Here is a 21,110-nt window from a genome sequence, read left to right as displayed (position 1 = left end):
TCTCTTATCACTTCGGGTAGGAGATTTTTAGTTTTAATGCTTTTCTAAAATAAAAGAATTTGTTTCACCAGATTTATTTTTTATAGTTATGTGGATGATATTACTTACTTTAAATGGCGAATCCTCAGTTAATAAATCACAGATATCCATTGATAAAAGATCCATGTCGTTTATTTTAAGTATCTTATCTCCAACATGAATCTTATCTTTTAAGTCTTCGCTCCAAACAATACCAACAATTAAATTATTGTCCTGAATAGTTGGCGTAAAGCCAAAGTTTTTTTCCGTTAGGTCACTTTTAGCTTTATAAGCATCAAAATGAAACCGCTTATGCTTAAAATCCAGGGTCATTATGCCATGCTCCAAAATATCTGCACCAATTCTGGAGTTGTCGTCACTGGTGGTTATGGTTGAAATATTGGTAAAGGTATGTCCATCAATTTCAATTTCAGGTATTTTAACTAGATATTGCGTTTCGGCTTCAGAGTTGCCAAATAAACCAATACTTGATGTGCCTTCACCACGAGTAGAATGGCTTAATATGTTGTATTCTTCCAATGTTTTATAGTTAGATTTACACATATCGTAAAAGCCACTGGCACCCGTATCTATAAGTACATTCTCCTTGGCATTTTTTTTATCTTTTATATTAATGCTTATATAGGGACTACTTTGGTTGCTTTGTAGTACTAAATCCATGCCTGTTTGCTTGTTTAATTGAAGTTTATTAAGATCATTAGTTAAAATAATAAGGTTTTTTTCAGACTGAATTTGAACAATAGACTTTCTAAGTATATTACTCCCTATTATTCCATCAATCTTATAACAATCAAACACTAAATTATTGGTGCCATTAAAAACCAATGCACTGGTGTTTTTAAACGATACATTTCCTAGAGTTAGCAAAGGAATAGATATAAGTTCCATACGTTGCTTATTTTGGTTGGCATCTGACACTGAAATAGATTTACTATTACTACTCTTTATTTCTTTCATCAAAGCTGAAGAGATTAAATTTGGGGCTCCAGTATCAAAAAGAAAATTATAGTTGGTGTTATTGATAGTGACTGGAATTATTAACTTACCTCTTATATTTTTGTACTGTATTTCGGTATAATAATTTTTAGATGTTGGTTTACCAGTTTTAAATGTTGTTTTTTGGGCATAACTTGGGTTAATAAAAGCTAGACAAAAAATAATATTCAACAAGCATTTGGTCATAATATGCGTATTAAAATTTCATGGTTGTCCTAATGTTAAATATACGAGGAGTTAAATAATTGGGAACAGCAAATTGGCGTTTGCTATAGACATCTCGAACCCAAGTATTGGTAATGGAGTTTTGAACATCGAAAATATTGAATATCTCAACACCAAAAGACAGTGCTTTAAATGGTTTTTTCCAGCCATTTTTAAATTGTTTTTTATCATCAACCAATACAAATTGAAAGCCAACATCGGCACGCTTGTAATCGGGTAATCGGGTTTGGTAAACATAGGGGTCAGCATAACTCGGGGAGCCACCTGGCAATCCTGTATTGTATACCAAATTTAAATACATCTTCATGCTAGGGATGTTGGGCACATAATCTTGGAATAAAGCGGCAAATTTTAAACGCTGGTCTGTAGGCCTTGAAATGTAACCACGGTCATCTATGTTTTCTTCAGTTTTTAAATAACCAAAGCTAAACCACGACTCGGTTCCAGGTACAAACTCGCCATTTAAGCGTATATCCAAACCATAGGCATAGGCTTCAGCATTATTTTTTGCGCGGTAACGAATGCGTACATTTTCAAGGGTATAAGGATTTACATCGGTTAATTTTTTATAGTATACATCAGTGGTTAGTTTAAAAGGTCTGTCCCACATTTTAAAGCTATATTCGTTGCCCAAAACAATATGAAACGATTTTTGGGCCTTTACATGGGGTTGAATGGTTCCTATTGAATCCCTTAGTTCCCTATAAAAAGGCGGTTGATAGTATACCCCTGTAGCAATCCTAAATAACATATCCTTTTCCCAATAGGGCTTAACAGCCAATTGGGCACGCGGACTAAAAACAGTTTGGTTAGACTTCTCAATATGCATACCGTTAACCGACCAATTATGAACCCTAAGCCCCACATTATACCATATATCACTATTTCTTATAGAGGATCGTTTGCTCCATTGTAAATACCCTTGAAACCTATCTATTTTAGTATTGTTGACAGTCCTAACATTTTGAAAAGGCTCTAAAGGACCAGTATAGGGTGCGTAAGGCTGCTCATTTCTAGGGATAAATGGTGGACGAATAGAGAATCCAGCAGAATCAATAACTTCCCATTCCACTAGTCGATCCCGTATATCTTCATGATTATACTTAACAGACCATTCTATACGGTTATCATTAATATTTAAATCGCCTTTATGTTCAATTGATGTGATTAAGGCATCTATATCGTTTCTTCCGTGGTTAAGTTGACTCCCAATACCTTCGCTGAATTCTACTTCACCTAAATTGTCGTCACCAATACTCGTGTTAACCTCGCCAAGACTGTATTGGGACAAAATATCGAAATACTCTTCCTCAGTAGTGTGATAGGTAGAGGATATGAGTTTTAAGTTTAAATTATCATTCACAAAAAACGATGCCTTTAAAGCTCCAAATAAGGTTTGATATCGGTCTTTTTCCTGGCCATCATAAAACACGATAAGGGCAATAGGATCGGATAGCGTACCAAAATTGGTTTGTCTTGCCTGTGGAGCATAGCCATATTTATTTAGTGATGCATTCCCTAAAAAGCTTAAGTGAAATCTATCTGTAAATTTATAGGTTAAGAAGGTTTGAACATCAGAAAAAGCAGCATCGTAATTGGTTTCGGTTTCTTTGGCATTAACCAATAAACCATTGTCCCTATATCTTAGACCTACAATACTGGTGAATTTGGAATCCTTACTAATATTTTCAATAGATAAGCTTCCTCCTAGAAGACTTAAATCGGTATTAATTTCAAACTTATAGGGTGTTTTATAGGTAATATCTAATACAGAAGATAATTTATCGCCGTACTTGGCTTGGAATCCACCGGATGAAAAGTCGACATTTTGAACCAAATCAGTATTTATAAAGCTTAAGCCTTCCTGTTGTCCAGATCGAATTAAGAACGGGCGATAAACTTCTATATCATTTACATAAACCAAATTTTCATCAAAATTACCACCCCGTACCGAATATTGTGTACTTAATTCATTGTTGTTACTTACACCGGGTAAGGAGAGTAATAAATTTTCCACACCAGCATTGGCTCCTGGGATTTTCCTAATGGTTTCTGGCTCTAAAACCGTTATACCTTCAATATTTTTTCGACGGTTACCAGAAATAACTACCGTTGTAATTTGTTCAATGGAGGTATGTAAAACGGGGTTGAACTCATATTCTTCACCATTCTTTAAATTAAAGGTGGATACAATCTTTTTAAAGGAAAGATGTGTAAACTCAATAATTATATCTTGATTTGCAGGTATCTTTAAGATATAAAACCCATTATCGTTGGTTTGGGTTCCTTCTTTACCAGCTTTAATATTAACACTGGCAATAGGCTTATTATTATTGTCCAGAATAACACCTCTTACAGTAGCAGTTTGTGCATACCCAATAATTGATAGCAAAAAAATTATAGTGGCCAGTAAATTTCTTGTGTTCAAAAGCGTAACTTATTTTCTGTAAAACAGTATTTCAAAAGTAGAACTATTTCCAACATTATCGGTAACAATTAGTTTTAAATTATTTTTAGTGTCGGTAACAATACCATCATTAAAATCGTGAGTTAAGGTCTTGGTTTTGTAATCGTACTCCATGAGTATCCATTTACCGTTTACTGTGGCTCGGTAATTGGAAATACCACTTGGTGTATCGTCTATTTTAATCTTAAAAAAACGGTAATTACTAATCCATTGCTTGTCCCTAACATTTTTTGATGATATTGTTGGTGGTATGGTATCTAAAGCCAGTGCATAGGTGCCTAAATTTTTAGCTCTTCCTATTAAAAGGTCTCCTTTTAAGGATGAGTTTATATAAGCAGGATATTTAGAATAACCTAATAAATTTGCAATGTATAATTTGCTTTTATCTGTGTCACTAAAATTGCTGACATCATAAGAAATGCTTATGTTCTTCTTAACCGGTAGGATGTCATCATGTAATATTAGCGTATCATTATGCACTTCAAAATCCATATAAAAGTCATCGTAGAATGTGTCTTTATATATATCAACAGAAAATTTGCCTTCTTTTAAATTGGTTGTTTGATCAGTTTTAATAAGATATGGTGTGATTTTTTTAGCTTCAGGCTTAATGGAATCGTTTTTAACACCTTTAATTTCTAAGGCTATCCATGAAGGATTGTTTTTATAGTCGTTTATTTTAATTTTAAAGATAGAACTGGTACTGTCCTTAATGTTTAAATAACCATTATTAAAAGATGGTTTTAGGATGCTTAATGGATTTTCATCATTGAACAGTTTTTGTATGCGTTCCTTTTCTTCTTTATAATGCTGGTAATCAATAAGTCGGTTTAGGTGTTTGGTTTCATCAAATGAAAACGAACTAAAATCCAGTTCATAAGATTTGCTACCATTAAAAAAAGTCTGAATATTGTCTACGCCATTTTTATTTGGCGCATAATCCTGTCTGTCATTTGTAATGATTCCAATACCAATTTTACCATACGCTTCTATGTTTTCAACAGTGTAGTCGCCATTCTGTAATGGAATAAGCCTTAGTTTTTGTTTGGAATTTGAGTGATTAACATGAGAGTGTTTTTCAATAGGGTAGGCATAAACAGCTTTAACAAAAGGAGGCGTAGAGTCTTTAACATTTATACCAAAAAGCATTGGGTTTATGGGGTGTTCATTTTTATCACGTATTTCAAAATGTAAATGAGGGCCTGCAGACCCCCCTGTGTTTCCACTATAGGCAACTATATTTCCTTTAGTAACTAAAAGGTCACCTGCCTTAGGAAATAATTCAATTTCAAAAGATTCTTTAGTGTATTGTTGTTTTTTTACGTAAGCTTCAATCTCTGGTGAAAATTTTTGCAAATGTGCATATACCGTTGTGTAACCATTTGGGTGGGTAATGTAAAGCGCTTTACCGTAACCGTAGTGAGATACTTTTATTCGACTTACAAATCCATCTGCAGAAGCCAAAACTTTAAGCCCTTCACGTTGTTGGGTTTTAATATCTAACCCCGAGTGAAAATGATTTGAGCGTAATTCGGCAAATGTGCCAGCTAGTACCAATGGAACTTCAAGAGGTGGTGCAAAATAATCTTGTGGGTAATTGTTTTGTGAATATGTAGAAAGCGTAAAAAGTAAAAGAAAAAATAGGATTAATCTCATAGATGTTAGGTATTGAGGCTAAAATATTAAATTGCCTTAAAATCTCAAAGACTTACTCAAAAATTAGACCATTGCAGTTAATATGAGATAAAACGACAAAGAAAAAATTTTATTGAAAAACAATTGTTATTTATGGTGAGGTATGTTAACTTTGTGAGATAAGTATTGAAATTTGTAAATGGGTAATATTGAAGATATTGTAGGTTCTTTAGAAAACAAGATCAGGAATGTATTGCAGAAGATAGAGCTTCTAAAGCTTGAAAACTCAAAATTAAATGAAGAGTTGGCAAACAATAAACAAGTACTTGAAGCCCAACAAAAACAAATTGTATCATGGGAAGAAAGGTATGAAGCACTTAAACTTGCAAATTCAATACTTGGTAGTGACGATAATAAAAGAGAAACTAAGCTTAAAATAAATGCATTAATTCGGGATATAGATTATTGTATTGCTCAATTATCAGAATAATGCAACATCATTTTCAATGTCAGAGAAGCTTAAAATAAAGTTGTCAATAGCTAACAGAGTGTACCCTTTAACTATTGATGCGCATCAAGAAGAAGGATTGCGTAAAGCGGCAAAAAACATTGAGGCCATGATACAACAATTTGAGCAAAGTTATTCTGTTCGAGATAAGCAAGACGTATTGGCCATGTGTGCTTTGCAATTTGCTTCTCAACTAGAACAGAAAACAATAGATAAAGAGCATGTAAATGAGCATTTAGAAGAAAAACTAGATGCATTAAATAAACTGTTACAGTCACATGTAATCTCTTAACGTTCTTTAAAATAAGTAAAAGTTACTGCCTACATTGGTTATTTTTTTTGATAAACTCAACATTAATTCTTTAAAAAGGGTGAGTTTAAGTTGTAAAAGCATGCTGCTGTGCTAAATTAATTTTGGTACCGAGCAGATCCTTGATCAGCTTGTTAGCCCTAAACTTGTATTTAAGGAGTTTATACAAAACTTTAAACTGGTGTAGGCTTTTTTGTATATTCAAATTAATCAAACATAATGGATAATTCAATTATATTAATTGCAGGAGGTGTACTACTAGGTTTAGTGGTTGGTTTTATTATAGCCAAAACTATCGAAAAAGGTAATGCATCTAAACTAATAAGGGATGCTAAACGAAGTGCTGCTTCCATTTTAAAAGAAGCTAACAATGAAGGGGAGACTATTAAGAAGGATAAAATACTACAAGCTAAAGAGAAGTTTATAGAACTTAAAGCCGAGCACGAAAAGGTTATCTTAACTCGTGATAAGAAAATGGCAGAGGCCGAAAAGCGTACTCGCGACAAGGAATCCCAGATATCAAGTGAGCTATCGAAGAATAAAAAGTTAAATACCGAGATTGAAAATAAGATTAAGGAATATGATCATATGCAAGAAATCTTGGAAAAAAGACAACAAGAGTTAGACAAGTTGCATAAAAGCCAAGTGGAGCAGCTTGAGGTAATCTCTAGTCTTTCGGCAGAAGATGCTAAGGCCCAGTTGGTAGAATCCTTGAAAGGAGAGGCTAAAAATGATGCGATGGCTTACATCCAAAATGCATTAGAGGAAGCCAAACTAACAGCGGAACAGGATGCCAAAAAAGTTATAATTAACACCATACAGCGTATTGGAACTGAAGAAGCTGTTGATAACTGCGTTTCCGTGTTCAATATTGAATCTGATGATGTAAAAGGCAGGATTATTGGTCGTGAAGGACGAAACATACGAGCTTTAGAGGCAGCTACGGGTGTTGAAATTATTGTTGATGACACACCAGAAGCTATTATATTGTCTTGTTTTGATTCAGTAAGGCGTGAAATTGCTCGTTTGTCGTTGCATAAATTGGTTACCGACGGACGGATACATCCAGCCCGAATTGAAGAGGTGGTTAAGAAGACCAAAAAACAAATCGATCAAGAGATTATTGAGGTGGGTAAACGTACCGTAATCGATCTTGGGATTCACAATCTAAACCCAGAACTTATAAAAGTTGTGGGTAGAATGAAATACCGTTCATCTTACGGACAAAACCTTTTGCAGCACTCGCGTGAAGTGGCAAAACTATGTGGTGTGATGGCAGCAGAACTTGGCTTAAATCCAAAATTGGCAAAACGTGCCGGATTATTGCACGATATAGGAAAGGTACCAGATGCAGAAACCGATATGGAAACACCACACGCTATTCTTGGTATGCAATGGGCTGAAAAATATGGTGAAAAGGCTGAAGTCTGCAATGCTATTGGGGCTCACCACGATGAGATTGAAATGAAGTCCTTATTAGCGCCTATAGTACAGGTTTGTGATGCCATATCTGGAGCAAGGCCTGGTGCTAGACGACAAGTCTTGGATAGTTATATACAAAGGTTAAAGGACTTGGAAGATATAGCATTTGGTTTTCAGGGTGTAAAAAAGGCTTATGCCATTCAAGCAGGTCGTGAACTAAGAGTTATTGTGGAAAGTGAAAAGGTAGACGATCAAAGAGCTGCAGAACTGTCATTTAATATTTCCCAAAAGATTCAAACCGATATGACCTACCCTGGTCAAGTGAAGATTACTGTAATTAGAGAAACCAGAGCGGTTAATATTGCTAAGTAATTAGTTTTGTTAGAAAGTTAGAAAGTTAGAAAGTTAGAAAGTTAGAAAGTTAGAAAGTTAGAAAGTTTCATATTGTAATAACCAATAACCAATAACCAACAGCTACTTTCTTGGATGGTATTTGTTGATGACTTCGGTGAGGTAACTTTTATCCAAGTGAACATAGATTTCGGTAGTAGTAATGCTTTCATGGCCTAGCATGAGTTGAATGGATCTCAAATCGGCATCATTTTGTAACAAATGCGTGGCAAACGAATGTCTGAAGGTATGGGGTGAAATACTTTTTTTCAAACCTATTTTTTCGGCCAATTGTTTAACAATTGTAAAAATCATGGCTCGAGTCAATTGTTTACCGCGACGGTTTAAAAAGAGGGTATCCTCAAAGCCCGATTGTTTGTTAAGATGCGACCGAATCTTATTTATATAAATGTTAATATACTTTTGTGTAGTAGGCACTATGGGAACAAAGCGTTCTTTATTCCCTTTGCCAGAAACTTTTATAAAGCCTTCATCAAAGAACAAGTCAGATAGTTTAAGATTAGTCAATTCACTTACGCGGAGGCCACAACCGTATAGGGTTTCCAAAATGGCACGATTGCGTTCCCCTTCAGGTTTACTTAAGTCAATGGCGGCTATAAGCTGGTCTATTTCATCTTCTTCAAGAGTATCTGGTAATTTGCGTCCAATTTTAGGAGATTCAATAAGTTCTAGGGGATTGGAGTCCCTGTAGTCTTCAAATACCAAATAGCTGAAAAAGCTGCGCAAACCTGAAATTAATCGGGCTTGCGATCTGGCGTTTATACTTTTGGCTGCTTCGTAAATAAAACCTTGTATCGTTTCGGCTGATATATCAATGGGTGAAATACTTATGTTATGTGCTTCAAGATAAGTTATTAATTTTCTTATATCCCTTGAGTAATTATCTAAAGAATTTTTGGACAGCCCCCTTTCTATCTTAAGATACAATTGGTAATCTTTAAGTGCGTGTTCCCATTTCATGACAGTAAAATTAAGATAAATAAGTAAAAGCCTTTTAAAGAGGGTTGATTACTTAAGAAACTGATATCCATCATTTTGTATCTAAAAATTAATCCTTAGAATTAAAGAGTCAATAAAAATCATTCCATTAAACACTTAAAATTATGAAAAAGCTAATACTTTTTATTGCGTTTTTGTTGTTTACATGTAATAATATAAATGCTCAGGAAAATAAATTAGGTATTAAAACCGGACTTAACGTTGCTTATATATTGGGAGAAAACACGTCTATGTTTGATGCCAGAGCTTCATTTCATTTTGGAGCTATAGTTGATTTTTTAATCTCTGATAAATTTTCTATTCAACCAGAAGTTTTGTATTCGTGTCAAGGAGTTACATATAATGATGGAGGCTATGATGGTAAATTTAAACTCGATTATTTGAATGTTCCTGTAGTGCTTAAATATAAAGTTGTAGAAGGATTTTCCCTTGAATGTGGTCCACAAATAGGTGTTTTATTGTCAGCTAAAAACGAATTTAATTCTTCAGAAGAATCAGGAGAAGAGGATATTAAGGATCTAATTAATAGTACTGATTTTAGTATAAATTTTGGGCTGGGTTCTGAGTTAGAGAATGGATTATTTTTTAGCGGAAGATATATTTTAGGGATTTCGGAAATATTTAAGGATAATGAAGGAAATAACCAAAATGGTGTCTTTCAAATTTCCATAGGTTATTTCTTTTAAAATTTTCAAGAGGAAGCGTGTAGCTTCCTTTTTTTAACTAAATATTAAATACCCTTACTTAATGAGATAAAACTTGAAAACTAACATTCATTATGTTTATCTAAACGAAAATTATTGCATTAAACAAATAACTAAAGTATAATTAAAACTAAATAATCATGAAAAATTTATTATTTCTTACTGTTTTAGCAGTATTTGGCTTGTCTAGCGTTATTGCGCAAGAAAGCGATAATGGCAGCTCAACCTCAAAAGGTAAATGGTTAATAGAAGCCAACACAGGATTTGGAGGTGGCCCCATGGGACTTACAGGACATTCTGCAAACACAGGATTTGGTCTGTCGTCTATAGATGGAGAAACAGTTTGGTCTTTAGGGGCCGAGGCTGGTTATTTTGTTGTCAATGACTTAGCTATCAAAGTCGGTCTGGGGTATTCAGATCTTGCTGGAGAAACTATCTTTTCTTATAAACTTGGAGCCAAATATTATTTATCTGGAGTAATTCCGTTTCAGTTAGATATTACTGGTGCATCTTGGGAAGATATAGAAGAAAACCCTTTGTGGCTTGGTATACAAGGTGGGTACGCATGGTTTATTGTTGAAAATGTGAGTATCGAGCCTGGTTTAAGATATAATGTTTCATTAAATGAAGATTTTACAGATGAAGGAATTTTTGAATTCCGCATAGGTTTTGCATTGCACTTCTAATTATGTTTAAGCACATAAAAAAAACCGAAGCATCATGACTTCGGTTTTTTAATGTGTTTTAAATCGAAACTCCTAAAAAGGAATTAAAATTATAAATAGCTTACTTCTTTTACATAAAATTCTTAGAAATTATCTGTAAGTATGTTAATTAAATCTACTATTGCCCAGATTCCTAAACCAGCAAATGTAACTATAAATAAAATGTTCCATCCCACAGGTTTTTTGTAGTACCATCTATGCGCTGCAAAAGGCCAGCCTAAAAAGAACCATAGTGCTACACCTACCCATTTGTCTTGAGAGGCAACAGTGGCTAAAGGCTCTACTACTTCCGTGGTCGAAGTAGTTACTTCTGTATTTGTGGTTGCAGAAGTTGTTCTTTTTACAGGAAAAGAAGCGTAACTGGCACTAAACATGAATAAAGTGACTAACAAGGAAAATAATAATTTAGTTTTCATAAGTTAAAAGATTTATGTTTGTATAAATTTAAAAATAATTCTGATATGATTCGAAAAATCTTACTTTATTATTTGTTTTTTATGATGCCATTGCTATGTCTTGGGCAGGAAAGACATGATTACATAGGTGGTATCGTGTTAAATGATACATTAACAATTACATATAAAATAAGTTTAGTTGATAAAAATGGTAAAGTTGAAGGCTATTCAATATCAGATTTAGGTGGAAAATACGAAACAAAATCGACTGTCTTTGGTGAATATAATGAGGATGCAAAAGAATTGAGTTTTAGAGAAACACAAACCATTTACACAAAAACACCATTAGAGCCAAATTACGATTTTTGTTATATAAATACCACAATCAAAAATTTTTCATTGGGTAAAACCAAGAAAGTTAAAACAAAATTTATTGGTTTATTTTCTGATAATGTAGAATGTATAAGCGGAGAATTGTTTTTAAGTTTAGCAGAAAAAATAGAAGACAAAATGGAAAGGATGGTTGAAAAGATAAATAAAATGAAGCGGATTCCTGATAGTATTAAACAAAGATTCCAACCTTTAAAAATGATGGATACTCTTAACATGAATATTTTAAGAAGAGATCAAACGTTGAGTATTTTTTCAAAGAGCAAGGATGTAAATTTAATTATATATGATGGGGGAAAAGAAGATGGAGACAAAATTACTGTTTATGCCAATAATAAACCTCTATTCGAAAATTATGAAGCAAAAAAGGAACAAAAAATTATTAGAGTTAAAATTGGAGAAGGTACCACAACACTTGTTATAAAGGCCACAAATGAGGGTGTGATAGCTCCAAATACTGTTGTTGTTGAACTCCAGGATGAAGACAATACAATCAAAGCCTTATCCAATTTAAAGAAAGGTGAATCTACAACAATAAATATTCTAAAGGCTAAAGGATAAAATTATATATCTTTAAAGCATGAAAAAACTAATCATCATTAACGGTCCCAATTTAAACTTATTGGGTAAGCGAGAACCAAATATTTATGGGAGTTTAACCTTTACAGAATTTTTTGAGGCGATTAAAGAAAAGTACAAAACCATAACGTTAGAGTATTTCCAGTCGAATATCGAAGGGGAAATAATTGATAAGCTTCACGAAGTTGGTTTTAGTTACGATGGTGTTGTTTTAAATGCAGGGGCTTATACCCACACATCCATTGGTATTGGTGATGCTATTAAAGGTATAGAAACGCCTGTGGTTGAAGTACATATTTCCAATACTTTTGGAAGGGAAGAGTTTAGGCACCAATCCTATATTTCACCAAATGCAAAAGGGGTTATACTTGGCTTTGGTTTGCAAAGTTACGAATTAGCGATTCAAAGTCTTATATAAGGCTTTTAGATATTTAGAATATATAAATAAAAAGTTCCGATTTTAATCGGAACTTTTTATATCTAAAAATCTAAGTATCTAAACTATCTAAGTCGACCTTATAAATGTATCACTTCATCATAAGCATCGGCAACAGCTTCCATAACTGCTTCACTCATGGTTGGGTGTGGGTGAACTGCTTTAAGTACCTCATGGCCTGTAGTTTCAAGTTTTCTGCCTAAAACGGCTTCAGCAATCATATCGGTTACCCCGGCACCAATCATGTGGCAGCCTAACCATTCACCATACTTAGCATCGAAAATAACCTTTACAAAGCCATCCTTATTACCACCAGCACTGGCTTTTCCAGACGCAGAGAACGGGAATTTTCCAACCTTAATATCAAATCCCTTTTCTTTGGCTTGTTTTTCGGTTAAACCTACACTGGCAATCTCTGGGGAACAATAGGTGCAACCTGGGATGTTACCATAATCTAAAGCTTCAACGTGTTGACCAGCGATTTTTTCAACACAAAGAATACCTTCAGCAGAGGCTACATGCGCTAAGGCTTGCCCAGGAGTAACATCACCAATAGCATAATAGCCGGGGATGTTGGTTTGGTAAAAGTCGTTTACCAATATCTTATCACGGTCTACCACAATACCAACATCTTCCAAGCCTATATTTTCAATATTGGTTTTAATACCAACAGCACTTAATATAATGTCTGCTTCAAGAATCTCTTCCCCTTTTTTGGTTTTTACGGTAGCTTTAACACCATCGCCAGAGGTATCAATACTGGTTACTTCGGCAGATGTCATTATTTTTACACCACTCTTTTTAAAGGAACGTTCCAATTGTTTAGAGACCTCTTCATCTTCAACAGGCACTACATTGGGTAAGTATTCCACAATGGTCACCTCGGTTCCTATGGAATTATAGAAATAGGCAAATTCAACACCAATGGCACCAGAGCCAACCACAATCATTTTTTTAGGTTGTTTGGGTAAGCTCATAGCCTCACGATAACCAATTACTTTTTTACCGTCTTGTGGTAAGCTGGGTAATTCACGAGAACGTGCCCCAGTTGCAATAATTATATGGTCGGCACTATATTCGGTACCTTCTACGTCTATTTTTTTTCCAGGTTTTAGTTTACCATACCCTTTTACAACATCAATCTTGTTCTTTTTCATTAAAAACTCAATACCTTTGCTCATACCGTCGGCAACACCGCGACTGCGTTTAATCACAGCATCAAAATCATGAGAGGCATCTTTTACTTTTAAACCATAATCCTCGGCATGCTTCAGGTATTCAAAAACTTGGGCCGATTTCAATAGAGCCTTTGTTGGGATACATCCCCAATTTAAACAGACACCGCCCAAATTTTCTTTTTCAACAATAGCCGTTTTAAATCCTAATTGTGACGCTCTAATTGCTGTTACATAACCACCAGGACCACTTCCAAGAACAATAATATCGTATTTACTCATGTGTTAAATTTTAGGCTACGAATTTACGAAATCGAATTTTAATAAGGAATTTAGAGTAGGCTAAATTTCTATCTTTCTAGTACCTTTGTAAAGCAAGTTTTCTATTTATGAACATACCAAGAACGAGTTATCCACGAATTGTTATTATTGGAGGTGGTTTTGCAGGAGTAGCACTAGCTAAAAAATTATCAAAACAAGAGGTTCAAGTAGTCCTTTTAGATAAGAATAATTATCATACATTTCAGCCTTTACTTTATCAAGTTTCTACTGGGGGCTTGGAACCAGATTCCATAGCTTATCCTATTAGAAAAATACTAAAAGACTTTCCTAATTTTTATTTTAGGTTAGCTCATGTTGAAGCTGTTGATACCTTAAAGAATAAGGTCATTACCAATATTGGAAAACTTAAATTTGATTATTTGGTTGTTGCCACAGGTTCTAAAACCAATTATTTTGGTAATTCTGAAATAGAAAAGTACAGTATGGCCATGAAAACCATACCGCAATCCCTTAATTTAAGAAGCTTGATTCTTGAGAATTTTGAAGAAGCTTTATTGACTTCCGATTTAAACGAACGAAATGCTTTAATGAATTTTGTTATTGTTGGGGGCGGTCCAACAGGAGTGGAATTAGCTGGTGCTTTGGCTGAGATAAAAAAAGGAATTTTACCAAAGGATTACCCCGATTTGGATACCCGAATGGCACAAATACATATTGTACAATCTGCTGATTGTATTTTAAAGGGTATGAGTGAAAAAGCTTCTGAAAAAGCCGAAGCATTTCTAGAGAAACTAGGGGTTAACATTTGGAAAAACATTAGGGTAACCCATTATGATGGTAAAACCGTTACGACCAATACCGATCTTACTTTTGAAACAGCTACATTAATTTGGGCAGCGGGAGTAAAAGGCGCTAAAATTAAAGGTTTGGATTCTAAGGATATCATTACTCAGGGAAATAGAATTATTATAAATCAATTTAACCAGGTTAAAGGGTTTAATCACATTTTTGCTATTGGAGATATCGCTCACATGGTAACGGACAATTTTCCAGGTGGTTTACCAATGATGGCGCAACCGGCCATTCAACAAGGTAAACAATTGGGCGATAACCTTCTTCGTTTAATAGAACAAAAACCATTAATGCCATTTGTTTATAAGGACAAAGGTTTTATGGCAACCATAGGTAGAAATAAAGCTGTTGTAGATTTAAAACGATTTAAATTTCAAGGGGTGTTTGCCTGGTTTGTGTGGATGTTTGTCCATTTATTCTTTTTAATAGGCTTTAGAAACCGCATGGTGGTTTTTATAAATTGGGTATACAATTATGTGCGTTTCGACAGGGAAGCGCGATTGATTATTAGGCCTTTCAAAAGGAGAGAAGATTTTTAATCTTTTATTTTTATTTTTTCAAATAAGAATTTATAAATGTTTGATTGTCAAATTTTTTGATTAAATTGTTAAGGATTTTACTAACCAAAATTTATTCAAAATGAAAAAACATGTTTTATTTATCCTGCTACTTTCTGTAGCTGTAATGTATCCCCAAAAGAAAGAAAAAAATGGTATTGTATATAAAGAACATCCTGCTATTGTAACAGTTGAAGCTATGCAACAAGCCGATATTGCAGGAGATGTCGATAAAGTAGCTTCTTATTTAGCAGATGATTTTAAATCTTACAGTGGAACTACTAGGGATAAAAATGCTAAAGGGACGAATAAAGAAGATTTTTTAAAATGGGTTGCGAATCGAAGTAAATGGACGGCATATAGAAGTTTAACTAGACATGGAGAGGCTTATCCCGATGCCATAGAATATAAAGATGGTAAAGTTTGGGTACAAACTTGGGATTATCTTAAAGGTGTTCATGATGAAACTGGTGTTAAAGTTGAAATGCCAGTGCACAATCTGTACAGATTAAACGATGATGGTAAAATTGAACTCGCCATCTATTATAATTATCCTGTAGGAAGGGATATAAGAAGTGCTTTTTCGCCTAGAACAAATGGAACCTTATATAATGAGCACGAATATATAAATAAAGTACGTAGAATGTTTACTGCTTTTGAAAATGGTGATATGGATAAAGCCTATAGCTATATAGATGAAAAAGCTACGTTTACGGGATTAGAAATGCCTGTTGGTGAGTCCATAGGTTTAGAAGAGCTTAAAGCTCGTAACAGTAGTTTTTTAGAAAATTATACTATTGAGAGTATCGATGTGGTAGGATACCCAGATTGTTTACATTATGAAATTGGAAATGGTTATACGGTTCAGTCTTGGTGGAACTTTAGATTGACTCGAAAATCTGATGGTAAAAAATTTGTAATCCCAGCCATGTACACTCACGATTTCAATGATGAAGGTATGATTGAAAGGGGGATATCCTATATAAGCACAAAGGCATTAAGCGATAATTAAAAATAAGAAAGCCAAATATTAACTCCTTTAATCTTAAATTAGAGGAGTTTTTTATTGAAATTAATTAACTATGAATAACCGTGTACCAATTTTTATATATTTGATGTCTGATCTTACTTAATATGACGTATTATAGAATTTTATTCCTTTGTTTTTTTATTTCAATTTTTGGTACTGAAAGCATTAATGCTCAAGATGAAACTGCTATCAAGACCATAATAAAGGGAGAAGTTTTTAATAGACCACAGAGTAAAAATCTATTATTGGTTAAAGCTTTTGACGATGCTAGATTTGATAAAATAGCAACCATATCTATAGTTAATGGTAAATTTGACTATACGCTAAGTTCAAATGAAGTTCAAGCATATAAACTCATTTTTGAGGAAGAGTTTTATGCAGGAGCAATGAAACCTATCACTTTTTTTGCTGAGGATGATGTTCTAGTCATGAAACTTCATGATTCAGAAAATTTTTTGGAAAATAAAATTGAAGGTGGGGTTTTAAATTCTACGTTCAACAAGTTCAATGAAAAAACCAATGCTGTCTTTTATAGCAAGTACATGGCAATCGAAGAGGAATATAAAGACATACCACGAGAGAAGCTGTTTTCGGAAACATATCATAAAATCATACAAAAACTAAAGGACGCTAAGAGCCATGAAGAAAAAATCCCAATCTATAAAGAAATGGAGAATTTACAAAGCAGTGGTTTGGATAAGAGTGAATTAGGGGAAGAAAAGTATGCTAAAAGCAAAAGGTTATTTGATGCTTATTTGAAAGACAAATACCATTACATTAAAAGTAACCTTGATATGGTGTCTTTGTATATGGTAATTGATGATTTAATGGGTATTAAATATAACAATGTTGATATATCTTTAATAAGAAATGCATTTAAAAAGCTAAGTGAAGCGTTTCCAAATCATTCTTACACTAATTTGGGAGCCAGTTTGTTGCATGCTTTAAATGACCTAAAACCTGGAGGGCAGTATGTTAATTTCATAGCACCAGATATTAACGGAAATATGTTTGAGTTAAATTCCATTTTGAAGAAAAATAAAGTTGTTTTGTTGGATTTGTGGGCGACTTGGTGTGGCCCCTGTATCGCTAAAACACGTTTGGTAAAGCCAGTTTATGAAAAGTATAAAGATAAAGGATTTACTATTTTAGGTGTTGCCGGTGAATATAAGACATTGGATAGATACAATAAGTTTATGGAAAAAGAGCAATGGGAGTGGCAACAACTTATTGAACTTAATAAGCAAAATAGTATTTGGGAAAAATACAATGTCATGAATGGTGGTGGCGGTATGTTCCTTATCGCTAGCACGGGAGAAATATTGGCGGTAAACCCTAGTGCTGAGGAAGTAGAAGCTATTTTGGAAAAGCAATTATAATTCCTCAGTAAAGTGTTTGCGTTCTTTAGATTTATTAAATTTTTCCTCGTTGTACTTTGCAGAACCCCCTTTAGGAATAGAAAGCGATTGCCAATCTTTACCCTTTAATACCTTACCTAAAAACACGATTTGTCCAACGTGATAACTATAATGAGCCAATTGTCTATTTATGGCTTCGGTAATGGTGTGCCCTTGGTTCCTAATATAAATAATACGCTCTAAATCACCTGCTGTAAGTGGTGTAATAGCATCAAATAAACATTGCCAGCCTTTTTCCCAAGCGTCAAGAAGCTCTGCTTTGCTGGTATAGCTGTCTTCAAATTCTATATCACGTTGCCGCCATTCTTTTTCGCCATCTTCGCTTAAAAAATTGGTCCATCGGCTCAACATATTGCCAACCAGATGCTTCACAATTATAGAAATGGAGTTGGAATCTAAAGCTATTTCATTTTGAAGTTCTTCGAAACCTAGCTGGACAAAGGTTTTATCACCTAAGCTTTTATAATATTTAAATTGTTTGGTTATACTGGTGAGATAACTTTTCATAGGACAAAAATAAAAATTTAAAATTTTGACCCCTAGAGAGACTAGAATATACTCTACTCTTTAGGGATGAATTTTAAAGCTACCCCATTAATACAGTGTCGCTTTCCAGTGGTGTCTCTAGGGCCATCATTAAAAACATGGCCTAAGTGTCCACCACAATTAGCACAGTGTTCTTCAACACCATAAAAACTATTGGTATTGCCATTTGTATAGGCAATATTGCCCTTAATTTCCCTGTCAAAACTTGGCCAGCCAGTACCAGAATTAAATTTGTGCTCACTCTTAAAAAGGGGTGTTTCACAAGCTTTACAAACATAAAGACCTTCTTCGTAATTATTGTTTAAGGGACTTGAAAAGGCACGTTCGGTGCCAGCTTCCCTTATAACATAATATTCCAATTCAGTTAATTGCTGTCGCCATTCAGCCTCTGTTTTAGTGATTTTTAGCTTTGATTTTTCAACTTGTTTTTGTGCAGAAGAATTGCAATTATAAATTATAGTAAATAATAGGACAATTAAAATTTTATTCATAGTACAGATTTTGTATTAAGTCGTAACACACCCTTTTAACTAACACAGAATAAGATATAACAGTTAAATAAAATTTATATATCATGTTATGCTCAAAATTTAAAGTGTCAATAAAAAACTATTTTGAGTGTTTTTTCGTAACTAATTATGTAGAACAGTTAAATCATTAAATGATTGTTTGTATTTTTAACAGTAATAAAAATTGATATTATGCAAATAAGAAAACCGTTATTGATAATAAGTACAGCTTTATTAATTGTGGCTTGTGCGACCAATCCTTTTACAGGTAAAAAAACAATGGCCCTGGTGCCAAATTCACAATTGTTTCCAACATCGTTCGCTCAATACAACGAATTTTTAAATGAAAACAAAGTTATAAAAGGCACAAAAGATGCTGAAATGATAACTCGTGTTGGGCAGCGCATAGCAGTAGCTGCAGAGCGTTGGCTAAATGCCAATGGACATCAAGGCTATTTAAAGGATTATAAATGGGAATACAATTTGGTGGATGATAAAACCGTTAATGCTTGGTGTATGCCTGGTGGTAAAATTGTATTTTATACCGGTATTTTGCCCATAGCTAAAAGCGAAACAGGAGTTGCGGCCATTATGGGACATGAAGTGGCCCATGCCTTGGCAAATCATGGCCAGCAACGTATGAGTGCAGGTATGTTGCAACAACTAGGAGCTGTGGCCGGTAATGTAGCTATTAAGGATGAAGAAAAAAGAAATGTGTTTAACCAGGCCTATGGTGTTGGTTCTACAGTAGGGGTTATGTTACCCTTTAGCAGAAACCATGAAACCGAGGCCGATCAAATAGGGCTTTATTTAATGGCAGTTGCAGGATATAATCCTGATGAAGCAGCCGAATTGTGGAAACGTATGAAAGCTAATAGTGGTGGACAAGCTCCGCCTGAATTTTTAAGTACACATCCTTCAAACGATACAAGAATTAGTAACTTGATTAAATGGGCGCCTAGAGCTAAAGAAGAAGCCAAAAAATTTGGCATCACATCATTTAGAGATTAGTTTACCATTTAAAATAAATTATTTGATTACTTTAGAAGCTGTCAATAAAGACAGCTTTTTTAATTTAAGAATGGGGTGGTTGTACACGTTCTTAATTTTATAATTAATATGGCATCAAATAATTATTGAAATTTAAACGTGTGAAAAAACTTGAAAAAGGTAGCAAAAAATTGTTGAATGCTTGGGCATTTTACGATTGGGCCAATTCAGTATATACCTTAACTATAGCATCGTCTATCTTTCCTATATTTTATTCGGCTTTATTTATTTCTGAAATAAAAAAAATTAATGCATTTGGATTCGAGTTTAAAAGTACGGCTTTAATCACATTTGTTACAGCTTTTACCTTTTTGGTAGTTGCCTTTATTTCTCCTATATTATCGGGAATTGCCGATTATGTTGGTAACAAGAAAACATTTTTAAAGTTTTTTTGTTATTTAGGTAGTGCAGGGTGCATAGGTTTGTTTTGGTTCGATATATCACCAGATAAAATTCATTTGAGTTTACTATTCTATTTTATGGGCTTAATAGGCTATTGGGGGAGCTTAGTTTTTTATAATTCCTATTTACCGGACATAGCTTTTGAACATCAACAGGACAGCATTAGTGCAAAAGGGTTTTCCATGGGGTATTTGGGTAGCGTAATTTTATTGATCATCAATTTAATTATGGTAATGTTTCCTGAAATGTTAAACATTGAATCTTCGTTAGATGAGACAGCTTCACAAAGAGCCATGCGATATTCTTTTGTTACAGTTGGATTTTGGTGGGCATTGTTTAGTCAATATACTTTCTATTGGCTGCCTAAAGGAGTCTCAGAAGACCATAAAATAACCAAGGCCATTTTATTTAACGGGTTTAAGGAACTTCAAGTAGTTTGGAAAGATCTCAAGAATAACTTAAGATTAAAACGTTATTTAAATGCCTTTTTTGTATTTAGCATGGCAGTGCAAACTATTATGTTGGTTGCCGTTTATTTTGGAGAGGAGGAAATTGCTTGGGCGGATGACAATGCTAAAAAAATGGGATTGGTAGGTAGTATTTTATTGATTCAACTTATAGCTATTATCGGCGCATTTTTAACCTCAAAAGCATCAGAAAAGTATGGAAACATTAAAACGTTAATAGGGGTAAATGTTATTTGGATGGTGCTTTGTGTCTATTCCTATTTTATGATTACTCCAACACATTTCTATATAGCTGCAGGTATTGTTGGGTTTGTTATGGGTGGCATACAATCGCTGGCGCGATCTACCTATTCCAAGTTTTTGCCAGACACAGAAGACACGACTTCTTATTTTAGTTTTTATGATGTTGCCGAAAAAATAGGTATTGTTATTGGCATGATTATTTATGGAGCTATAGACCAGTTTACTGGTAGTATGCGAAACGCTATTCTGTTTTTGGTTATTTTCTTTTTTGTTGGTATTATTTTATTGGTCAGGGTACCAAAAAAAGTATCAGGATAACACTTTCAATCAGAAGGCAC

The 21,110-nt window shown here is 34.0% G+C and carries 20 protein-coding genes and 1 other RNA gene; 13 read left to right on the top strand and 8 right to left on the bottom strand.

Translation table 11 applies throughout. The features are described from left to right. Positions 1-33 precede the first annotated feature (33 nt). The 3 genes from MR053_RS07935 to MR053_RS07925 are packed head-to-tail and all read right to left on the bottom strand — an operon-like array spanning position 34 to position 5,383. Entirely contained in the window at positions 34-1,221 is a 1,188-nt protein-coding gene (locus tag MR053_RS07935) for an aspartyl protease family protein (RefSeq protein ID WP_242131925.1), read from the bottom strand. A gap of 10 nt (positions 1,222-1,231) precedes the next feature. Continuing rightward, positions 1,232-3,688, bottom strand: coding sequence for a TonB-dependent receptor (locus MR053_RS07930; RefSeq protein WP_242131924.1), 2,457 nt, complete (start codon positions 3,686-3,688; stop codon positions 1,232-1,234). A gap of 9 nt (positions 3,689-3,697) precedes the next feature. After that, positions 3,698-5,383 carry a M23 family metallopeptidase gene (locus MR053_RS07925; protein ID WP_242131923.1) on the bottom strand — a complete coding sequence of 562 codons (1,686 nt, stop codon included), beginning with the start codon at positions 5,381-5,383 and terminating at the stop codon, positions 3,698-3,700. 178 nt (positions 5,384-5,561) lie between these two features. On the opposite strand from MR053_RS07925, the gene MR053_RS07920 reads away from it, so the two are divergent. The 4 genes from MR053_RS07920 (at position 5,562) to rny (ending at position 7,974) form a co-directional block, all read left to right on the top strand. After that, positions 5,562-5,852 (top strand): hypothetical protein, encoded by a 291-nt coding sequence (locus MR053_RS07920; RefSeq protein WP_242131922.1) that lies wholly within the window; start codon positions 5,562-5,564, stop codon positions 5,850-5,852. Between the two features lie 16 nt (positions 5,853-5,868). Next, positions 5,869-6,162, top strand: coding sequence for a cell division protein ZapA (locus MR053_RS07915; RefSeq protein WP_223550265.1), 294 nt, complete (start codon positions 5,869-5,871; stop codon positions 6,160-6,162). Between the two features lie 54 nt (positions 6,163-6,216). After that, positions 6,217-6,343: non-coding RNA, 6S RNA (gene ssrS / locus MR053_RS07910), on the top strand. A gap of 56 nt (positions 6,344-6,399) precedes the next feature. Further along, positions 6,400-7,974, top strand: coding sequence for a ribonuclease Y (gene rny / locus MR053_RS07905; protein ID WP_242131921.1), 1,575 nt, complete (start codon positions 6,400-6,402; stop codon positions 7,972-7,974). Positions 7,975-8,076: 102 nt separating this feature from the next. On the opposite strand, the gene xerD is transcribed toward rny, so the two are convergent. After that, positions 8,077-8,973 (bottom strand): site-specific tyrosine recombinase XerD, encoded by an 897-nt coding sequence (gene xerD, locus MR053_RS07900; protein WP_242131920.1) that lies wholly within the window; start codon positions 8,971-8,973, stop codon positions 8,077-8,079. Between the two features lie 143 nt (positions 8,974-9,116). Between xerD and MR053_RS07895 the strand changes: the two genes are divergently transcribed. After that, the gene (locus MR053_RS07895; protein WP_223550269.1) at positions 9,117-9,698 is read left to right on the top strand and encodes a porin family protein; all 582 of its coding nucleotides are present in this window, start codon (positions 9,117-9,119) and stop codon (positions 9,696-9,698) included. A 200-nt stretch (positions 9,699-9,898) separates the two neighbouring features. Further along, positions 9,899-10,402 (top strand): hypothetical protein, encoded by a 504-nt coding sequence (locus MR053_RS07890; RefSeq protein WP_317221708.1) that lies wholly within the window; start codon positions 9,899-9,901, stop codon positions 10,400-10,402. A gap of 122 nt (positions 10,403-10,524) precedes the next feature. Here the strand turns inward: MR053_RS07890 and MR053_RS07885 are convergent, their stop codons facing one another. Next, entirely contained in the window at positions 10,525-10,857 is a 333-nt protein-coding gene (locus MR053_RS07885; protein ID WP_242131919.1) for an NINE protein, read from the bottom strand. A gap of 45 nt (positions 10,858-10,902) precedes the next feature. Here MR053_RS07885 and MR053_RS07880 point away from each other — a divergent pair, with 45 nt between their 5' ends. Together MR053_RS07880 and aroQ are read left to right on the top strand one after the other, a co-directional pair. Continuing rightward, positions 10,903-11,787, top strand: coding sequence for a hypothetical protein (locus tag MR053_RS07880; protein WP_242131918.1), 885 nt, complete (start codon positions 10,903-10,905; stop codon positions 11,785-11,787). Positions 11,788-11,806: 19 nt separating this feature from the next. After that, positions 11,807-12,223 (top strand): type II 3-dehydroquinate dehydratase, encoded by a 417-nt coding sequence (gene aroQ / locus MR053_RS07875; protein WP_223550278.1) that lies wholly within the window; start codon positions 11,807-11,809, stop codon positions 12,221-12,223. Positions 12,224-12,321: 98 nt separating this feature from the next. Here aroQ and lpdA read toward each other — a convergent pair whose 3' ends face one another. Beyond that, positions 12,322-13,698, bottom strand: a complete 1,377-nt coding sequence (lpdA, locus tag MR053_RS07870; protein WP_242131917.1) for a dihydrolipoyl dehydrogenase — start codon at positions 13,696-13,698, stop codon at positions 12,322-12,324. A gap of 107 nt (positions 13,699-13,805) precedes the next feature. Here lpdA and MR053_RS07865 point away from each other — a divergent pair, with 107 nt between their 5' ends. The 3 genes from MR053_RS07865 to MR053_RS07855 all read left to right on the top strand — a co-directional run bounded on the left by MR053_RS07865 (position 13,806) and on the right by MR053_RS07855 (position 17,516). Further along, positions 13,806-15,089 (top strand): NAD(P)/FAD-dependent oxidoreductase, encoded by a 1,284-nt coding sequence (locus MR053_RS07865; protein ID WP_242131916.1) that lies wholly within the window; start codon positions 13,806-13,808, stop codon positions 15,087-15,089. A gap of 100 nt (positions 15,090-15,189) precedes the next feature. Next, on the top strand, positions 15,190-16,119 hold the full coding sequence (locus MR053_RS07860) for a nuclear transport factor 2 family protein (protein WP_242131915.1): 930 nt from the start codon (positions 15,190-15,192) through the stop codon (positions 16,117-16,119). Between the two features lie 122 nt (positions 16,120-16,241). After that, a complete protein-coding gene (locus MR053_RS07855) occupies positions 16,242-17,516 on the top strand; it encodes a TlpA disulfide reductase family protein (RefSeq protein ID WP_242131914.1) in 1,275 nt (424 codons plus the stop codon). Here MR053_RS07855 and MR053_RS07850 read toward each other — a convergent pair. Then, positions 17,511-18,062, bottom strand: a complete 552-nt coding sequence (locus MR053_RS07850) for a DUF1572 family protein (protein ID WP_242131913.1) — start codon at positions 18,060-18,062, stop codon at positions 17,511-17,513. The genes MR053_RS07855 and MR053_RS07850 overlap by 6 nt on opposite strands. Before the next feature lie 53 nt (positions 18,063-18,115). Then, positions 18,116-18,592: a peptide-methionine (R)-S-oxide reductase MsrB gene (msrB, locus tag MR053_RS07845; protein WP_242131912.1), complete on the bottom strand. Its 477-nt coding sequence runs from the start codon at positions 18,590-18,592 to the stop codon at positions 18,116-18,118. A gap of 210 nt (positions 18,593-18,802) precedes the next feature. Between msrB and MR053_RS07840 the strand changes: the two genes are divergently transcribed. Continuing rightward, positions 18,803-19,621, top strand: coding sequence for a M48 family metallopeptidase (locus MR053_RS07840; protein WP_242131911.1), 819 nt, complete (start codon positions 18,803-18,805; stop codon positions 19,619-19,621). Positions 19,622-19,761: 140 nt separating this feature from the next. Next, the gene (locus MR053_RS07835; RefSeq protein WP_242131910.1) at positions 19,762-21,090 is read left to right on the top strand and encodes an MFS transporter; all 1,329 of its coding nucleotides are present in this window, start codon (positions 19,762-19,764) and stop codon (positions 21,088-21,090) included. The last annotated feature ends 20 nt before the right edge of the window (positions 21,091-21,110 follow it).

It is taken from the genome of Aestuariivivens marinum, assembly GCF_022662175.1.
GTDB classification, from domain to species: Bacteria; Bacteroidota; Bacteroidia; order Flavobacteriales; family Flavobacteriaceae; genus Aestuariivivens; species Aestuariivivens marinum.
This window is presented reverse-complemented; position numbering and strand designations above follow the sequence as displayed.